This is a genomic window from Enhygromyxa salina (assembly GCF_002994635.1).
In the GTDB taxonomy this organism is placed as follows: domain Bacteria; phylum Myxococcota_A; class Polyangia; order Nannocystales; family Nannocystaceae; genus Plesiocystis; species Plesiocystis salina_B.
On the sequence record NZ_PVNL01000056.1, the window covers coordinates 1 to 6,345 of the forward strand.

Annotated in this window: 5 protein-coding genes; 2 read left to right on the top strand and 3 right to left on the bottom strand. The window is 68.5% G+C overall.

Going from position 1 to position 6,345, the window contains the following annotated elements; all coding sequences use genetic code 11:
• The 3 genes from ENSA7_RS14595 to ENSA7_RS14605 all read right to left on the bottom strand — a co-directional run.
• Positions 1-766 (bottom strand): M16 family metallopeptidase (locus tag ENSA7_RS14595; protein ID WP_146157693.1); only part of this gene is annotated, 766 nt, incomplete at its 3' end.
• Complete coding sequence (locus ENSA7_RS14600; protein ID WP_244923806.1) at positions 766-2,187, bottom strand: M16 family metallopeptidase; 1,422 nt, start codon at positions 2,185-2,187, stop codon at positions 766-768. The genes ENSA7_RS14595 and ENSA7_RS14600, both read right to left, overlap by 1 nt.
• An 85-nt stretch (positions 2,188-2,272) precedes the next feature.
• Positions 2,273-4,084 (bottom strand): serine hydrolase domain-containing protein, encoded by a 1,812-nt coding sequence (locus tag ENSA7_RS14605; RefSeq protein WP_181233740.1) that lies wholly within the window; start codon positions 4,082-4,084, stop codon positions 2,273-2,275.
• Positions 4,085-4,236: 152 nt separating this feature from the next.
• Here ENSA7_RS14605 and ENSA7_RS14610 point away from each other — a divergent pair, with 152 nt between their 5' ends.
• Together ENSA7_RS14610 and ENSA7_RS14615 are read left to right on the top strand one after the other, a co-directional pair.
• Positions 4,237-4,806 (top strand): QcrA and Rieske domain-containing protein, encoded by a 570-nt coding sequence (locus ENSA7_RS14610; RefSeq protein WP_106089899.1) that lies wholly within the window; start codon positions 4,237-4,239, stop codon positions 4,804-4,806.
• 8 nt (positions 4,807-4,814) lie between these two features.
• Positions 4,815-6,345, top strand: a 1,531-nt coding sequence (locus ENSA7_RS14615) for a cytochrome b N-terminal domain-containing protein (RefSeq protein WP_181233741.1), incomplete at its 3' end; no start/stop codon positions are given.

Consider the following 6,345-nt stretch of genomic DNA (forward strand, 5'->3'; position numbering starts at 1 on the left):
GGGGGAGGGGGGGCGCGGTCGCGGCGGCGGGCAGGGCTTCGCCGCTGGCCTCGAGGGCGTCGAGCTGCTGTGGTTGATAGCGACCGCCGATCGCAAATACGACGCGATCGCGGGTGTAGTGGGCGGCGTAGAACGCCTTGACGTCGTCGAGGGTGATCGCCTTCAGGCCCGCGACGGTGCCGACCGACGGGTGCGCGTAGCGGGTGCCGCGGAACGTGAGCCACTCGAGGCCGGCCTTGCCGAGCTCTTCATCCGAGGCGTAGCGCAGGCTCTTTTGCAGGTAGCTCAGGCCCTCGCTGCGCAGGCGCTCGAAGTCCTGGGGATCGAAGGCGGGATCGGTCCATTGTTGGGTCAGCAGCGCTGCGAATGCGTCGGCGGTCTCGTGGTGGCTGCGGCCGCTGATCGTGGTCATCTCGCGATCGACGCCGACGTGCCAGCGCGCGGCCATGGGAAACAACAGCTCGACGATCTGCTGCCACGGATTTGAGGTGGTGCCGCCGCCGGCGAGCAGCTCGCCGGTCAACCACGCGAGGCCCTCGCGGCCCACGGGGTCGTCTTGGCTGCCGACCTGAAACCAGGCCGCGTAGGTGACGCTAGGATCGGCGGGGACCGGGAGCTCGATGCTGTCGTTGGCCTCGCCTGGTGGGGTGTCGGTTGGGAGCTGCCCGTTGGTGTCGGCGACCGTCGTGGGGCCCTCGAGCTTGCAACCGGGGAGCATCAGCGCGGCCGCGATGCAGGTCATCCAAAATGAGCTGGGGGTGTTCATTAGTTGGCTCCCTTCGCGGCCTGGTCGGCTGGCGATGGCTTGGACTCGCGCAAGATTGCGACGGTGCGGCTGTCTTCGACGAGCCAGCGCCTGGCCGCCTCGCGCACGTCCTCGGGGGTCACGGCTTGGAGGTTGCTGTACAGGACCTCGACCTGGGCGAGATCGCCGGCCGTGCCGACGAACTGCGCGACCTCGCTGGCGACGGCGCTCGCGGTGTCGAGGCCGAGCAAGTAGTCGTAGCGCATGTGGGACTTGACGGCGTCGAGCTTGGCCTGATCGGGGAGCTGCTCGCGATAGTGGGCGACGGTCTGATCAATGCGGGCGATGACGGGGTCGACGTCGGCCTCGTCCTTGATCGTGGCCAGCACGCTCCACAGCTCGGGGTCGCGGTTGGTCGCGGCTCCGGCGAACAGCGACTCGACGGTCTGTCGCTCGAGCTGCAGCTCGCGATAGATGTCGCTGGTCTCGCCGAACGCGAGCTCGGCGAGGACCAGAGAGGCGACCCAGATCTTGTCGTTGGGGGCGAACGCGCCGCCCTTGTAGGCGATCCACACGCGGGGCAGCGTGCGACCTTCGTACTCGACCTCGATCCGCTTGGGCTGCTTCTGTGGGGGTTCGGGCTTGATCTTGGGGGCGACGTAGCCGGGCTTCCAGGCCGCGTAGTATTGCTCGATCAGGGCGAAGGTTGGCTCGGGCGAGACATCGCCGGTGACGATGATCACGCAATTCTCGGGGCGATAGTAGCGATTGAAGAAGGTTCGCGAGTAGTCGTATTGCTTGGGCATCGCCCTGATGTCATCGACGAAGCCCATGGTCGTGTGCGCGTAGGTGTGCCTGCGGAACGCCTCGGCGCGCAGCGCCTCGTACAGCACGAAGAACGGGCTCGACCGGTTCTTGCGGTACTCGCCGTAGACGGCCCCGGCCTCGGTCTCGAACCCAGCCCTGGTGTACGCGAGGTTCATGAAGCGATCCGCTTCGATCTCCGCGACGGTCTCGAGGTCGTCCTTGGAGATGTCGAACTCGTAGACGGTCATGTCCGCCGAGGTGTAGGCGTTGGAGTCGGCGCCCATTCGGGTGACGATCTCGTTGTATTGTTCGGCCGGGTATTTGTCGGTGCCGCGAAACATCATGTGCTCGAAGAAGTGCGCGAACCCGGTCACGCCCTTCTCGTACTCGTCGCGGGCGCCGGTCCGCACGACCGTGCGATAGGAGACCAGGCCCTCGCTGGGCGTCGGGATCACCAGGATCCGCAGACCGTTCGCCAGGGTCTTCTCGTGCCACGGGTAGGGGAAGATCTCGCCGGTGTGGGCGACCGCGTCGCTGGCCGCCGCCTGGCTCGCGCCGGGGCCGGCGACGGCTGGGGACGCGGCGAGCAACAGGGCCAGCAGTGATGGGATCACGGTGAGGGGCTTGGCAGACATGCGCGCGCGGATCATGCCAGCTGCTGTCTGGAATCGCCATGGGCGCAGTGTTGCCATTGCGCACACGCGCTGGCGCCCACGCGGATCATTGCCGCTTCAGCTCGCGGCCCGACCACCAGATCCGCTCGTCGTCACCCTCGCCGCGGACCTCGATGATCATGCCCTGGCCGCGGGCGAGCCCCTCGACGCGCGCGCGCCGGTCGTCGAGGGGGTGCAGGGCCATGAGGACCGGAAGCGGCGGGTGCTCGAGCAGGCCGAGGAACTCGAGGGTCAGGCGCCCATTGTTGACACTCAACGTCGGCTCGCGAATTGTCGAGACCTCGCCGGGCCGATCGACCACGGCCCAGCGGCCGACCCGGGCGAGCCACGCGGGGGGGATCGGCGGTGGCGGCGGGAGCCGCACGCCGCCGCGCCGCCGCACGACGCCGCGCTCGACGATCATCAGGTGGGCGTCGGCGACATCGATGAAGCGGATCCGGGCGCCGGGCATCGACTCGACCGTGCCGGTGTCGGGTCCGTCGATCGTGAGCCGACCGCTGCCGACCTTGGCGCGCGACCACACCTCGCCCTCGTGCAGGCCGACCGTCGAGACCCCGACGCTGGTCGCATACTCGCCGGCGTGGGCGGCGAGGAACGCAGTCGTGGCCTCGGACGTGGCGCGGCTGTGGTCGGTGCCCGGTGGCGGCGGCGGTGGGTCGAGCCCGTGCTTCTCTTGCAGCGCCGAGATCAGGGTCTCGACGGCGAGGCTCTCGACCGCGCGGCCGGCAGTCAGTGAATTGCTGGCGACCGCGACGGCGAGACCGTGGTCTGGCAGCAGGATCAGGCGCGCGTGATGGTAGTAGGTGCGGCCGCCGTGCCAGGCCACGCGCCCCACCCAGTCGAGCTCGGCATGATCGAGGAACCATGCGTAGCCAAAGCTGTGATCGAGATCGAGCGGCAGCGCCTCGTTGTGGCGCGTGAGCATGGCCTCGACCTGAGCGGGCGCCAGCAGCTGGGTCGCGCCCACCCGGCCGTTGGCGAGCAGCAGGCGGGCGAAGCCAGCGAGGTCGAGCACGCTCGCGTGGAGGCCCCCCGCGGGCGCCATGCGAAACTCGGGGTCGAGCCGGGCCTTGCGCTCGCGGTAGGCCGCCGCGCGCTCGATCGCCGCGAGCCCCCGGGGTCCGTCGTGGGTCGGGAGCAACACGGGCTCGGGCGCCGGACCGCCAGAAAAGTACGCTGTGCGCATGCCGGCCGGGCGCAGCAGCGACTCGGTGACCAGCTCCGCGTAGGGCCGTCCGCTCGCGCGCTCGAGCGCGACCCCGGCGAGGGTCATGCCGAGGTTCGAGTAGACCGTCTGCGAGCCGGGCACCGCGACGAGCTCGACGCCCTGGATCTCGCCGACGATCTCGCTAAACGGCGGCGCGGCCTCGGACAGGCTGTGGACGAACCAGTCCGAGGGCAGGCCCGACTGGTGCGTGAGCAGGTGCGCGAGGGTGATCTCGTGCTCGGCCGTGCCCGCGAGGTCGAGCTCGGGGATCAGCTCGGCGAGGGTCTGGTCGAGCTTCAGCTGGCCGCGCTCGACGGCCTGCAGGATCGCCGCGGCGGTGATCGGTTTGGCGATCGAGCCCACGTTGTAGACCGTGCGCGGCCCGGCGCGGAGCCGGGCGTCGACGTCTGCGAGGCCCCAGCCGGTCGCCCAGACGATCTCGTCGCCGTCGACCAGCGCGAGCGAGATCCCGGTGATGTCGTTGGCGCGGATCAAGTCCTCGGCCAGGCGCGTGATGGTCTCGCGGGTCTCGACATAACGCGGGCGCTCGCGCGGAGCCTCACGGGTGGTCGCTGGATCTGGGCCGCTGCAGCCGCCGAGGCCCAGCGGGCCCACCAGCGTGGCGGCGATCAGCGCGATCCAACGGGGCACGGCGCGCAATGGTAGCGCTTCGCGAACCCGCGCGTGGTTGGCGAGATGTCCGTAACATCGCAGGGCTGTTCCTCCGTCCTGGCCGGGTCCGCATCGGCGTGCTCGCCCGACCCGACCGTGGCCTGTTAGCATCGCCCCGGAGCCCCGACCGCATGAGCGACGACGCAACCAACACTTCACCCCCCAAGCGCGCGAGCGAGGCCGACGACAGCCGCCGGGGATTTCTCAAGGTCGGGGTAGGGGTGCTCGGCGCCGGGCTGGCCGGCGTCGTCGTCGCCCCGGCCGTGCGTGCGCTGCTGTGGCCGCTCGCGGACGGCGTGAAGGTCACGTCCGGGGGCGAGGACTTCGTGGTGGTCGGCAACCGCGATCAGTTTGGCGAGACGCCGATCAAGGTCGACATCTACGCCGATCGCGTCGACGCCTGGAACCGGACCAAGAACGTCAAGATCGGCTCGGCGTGGGTCGTGGTGATTGACGAGAAGCTGCACGCGTTCTCGAGCGTGTGCCCGCACCTCGGCTGCGCGGTCGACTACGACGGTGAGCTCGGCAAGTTCAAGTGCCCCTGCCACGACTCCGCGTTTGGGCTCGACGGGGCCCGCGAGGAGGGGCCCTCACCGCGCGGACTCGATCAGCTGGAATTCGATGAGCCGAAGGAGGGCAAGCTCCTGGCGATCCGCTACGAGCGGTTCAAGCAAGGCGTGGAAGCCAAGGTGAAGGTCTGATGCGGATCATGGACTGGATCGACGAGCGTACGGGGATTCGGGCGCTCACCAAGGAGGCGCTCGACGAGCAGGTTCCAGGTGGCGCCCGCGTGCGCTATGTGTTTGGCAGCGTGCTGACCTACCTGTTCCTGCAGCAGGTCGTGCTGGGGATCCTGCTGGCTACCTATTATAGCCCGTCGGCGAGCGACGCGTGGGCGAGCACCGCGTACTTGCAAGATCGGGTCGCCGGCGGGTGGTTCTTGCGTGGGCTGCATCACCACGGATCTTCGGTGATGGTGGTCGTCACGGTCCTGCACCTGATGCAGGTGGTGCTCGCGGGGGCGTATCGGAAGCCGCGTGAGTTCAACTGGTGGACCGGCCTCGCGATGGGTGGGTTGGTGTTGGCGTTTGCGCTGACCGGCTACCTGCTGCCGTGGGATCAAAAGGGGTACTGGGCGACGCAGGTCGCGACCGGGATCATGGGGACGGTGCCGCTTGGTGACTTGCTGCAGCACGCGCTGCAGGGTGGGGCGCAGTATGGTAATCTGACGATTACCCGGTTCTATGCGCTGCATGTGTTCGTGCTGCCGATCACGCTCGCGGCGCTGCTGGGTGTGCACCTCTATCTGTTTCGGCGTCATGGGGTGACGCCGCCAGCGTCGCTGAGCGACGAGGAGCTGGCGGCCAAGGCCCAGCCGTTTTGGCCCAACCAGCTGTTCATCGACGTGGCCGCGATGGCGGTGACGGGGGCGGTGCTGGTGGCGATCACCTATCGCACCCACGGGGCCGAGCTGTTTGCGCCGGCGGATCCGGCCTCGAACTTCGTGGCGCGGCCCGAGTGGTATTTTCTGTTTCTGTTTCAGCTGTTGAAGTACTTCGAGGGGCCGCTGTCGATCATTGCGACGGTGATCATTCCGGGCGGGGTGGCGACGTTTCTGTTTGCGCTGCCCTTCGTTGATCGGGCGGAGTCGCGGGCGGCCAAGAAGCGGGGCCCGGTGCTGGCGGGGGTGGGGTTGATCATGGGTGGGGTCGTGGTTCTGACCGCGCTGGCGATTGTGGCTGACGCGAACAATGAGCACTATCAAGAGGGGTTGGTGGCTGCGCACGAGGACGCCGCGCGCACCCGCGAGCTCGCGGCGTTGGGCGTGCCGCCGGCGGGGGGGAGCTCGGTCTGGGAGAATGATCCGCAGTTTGCGGCGATCACGTTGTTCAAGGAGAACTGTGCGACGTGTCACGAGATCGACGGGCGCGGCGGCGAAGAGGCGCCGAGCTTGTCGCACTACAACGACCGGGCGTGGCTGCGCGGGGCGATTCGGGATCCTCGATCGGCGGCGTACTTTGGCGGGACGAAGGGGCACGAGGACATGGCGGCGTACTCGGTCGAGGACCTGCCGGATGAGCAGCTCGATGCTGTGGTGGAGTTTCTGCTGCAGCTGCGGGAACTGGGGGAGGAGACGCCGGATGCTGGGGGTTATGATGTGGCGCTTGCCAAGCGGGGGGCGGGGTTGTGGGAGGAGCTGGATTGCTCGGGGTGTCATGAGATTGAGAAGGGGGTTGATG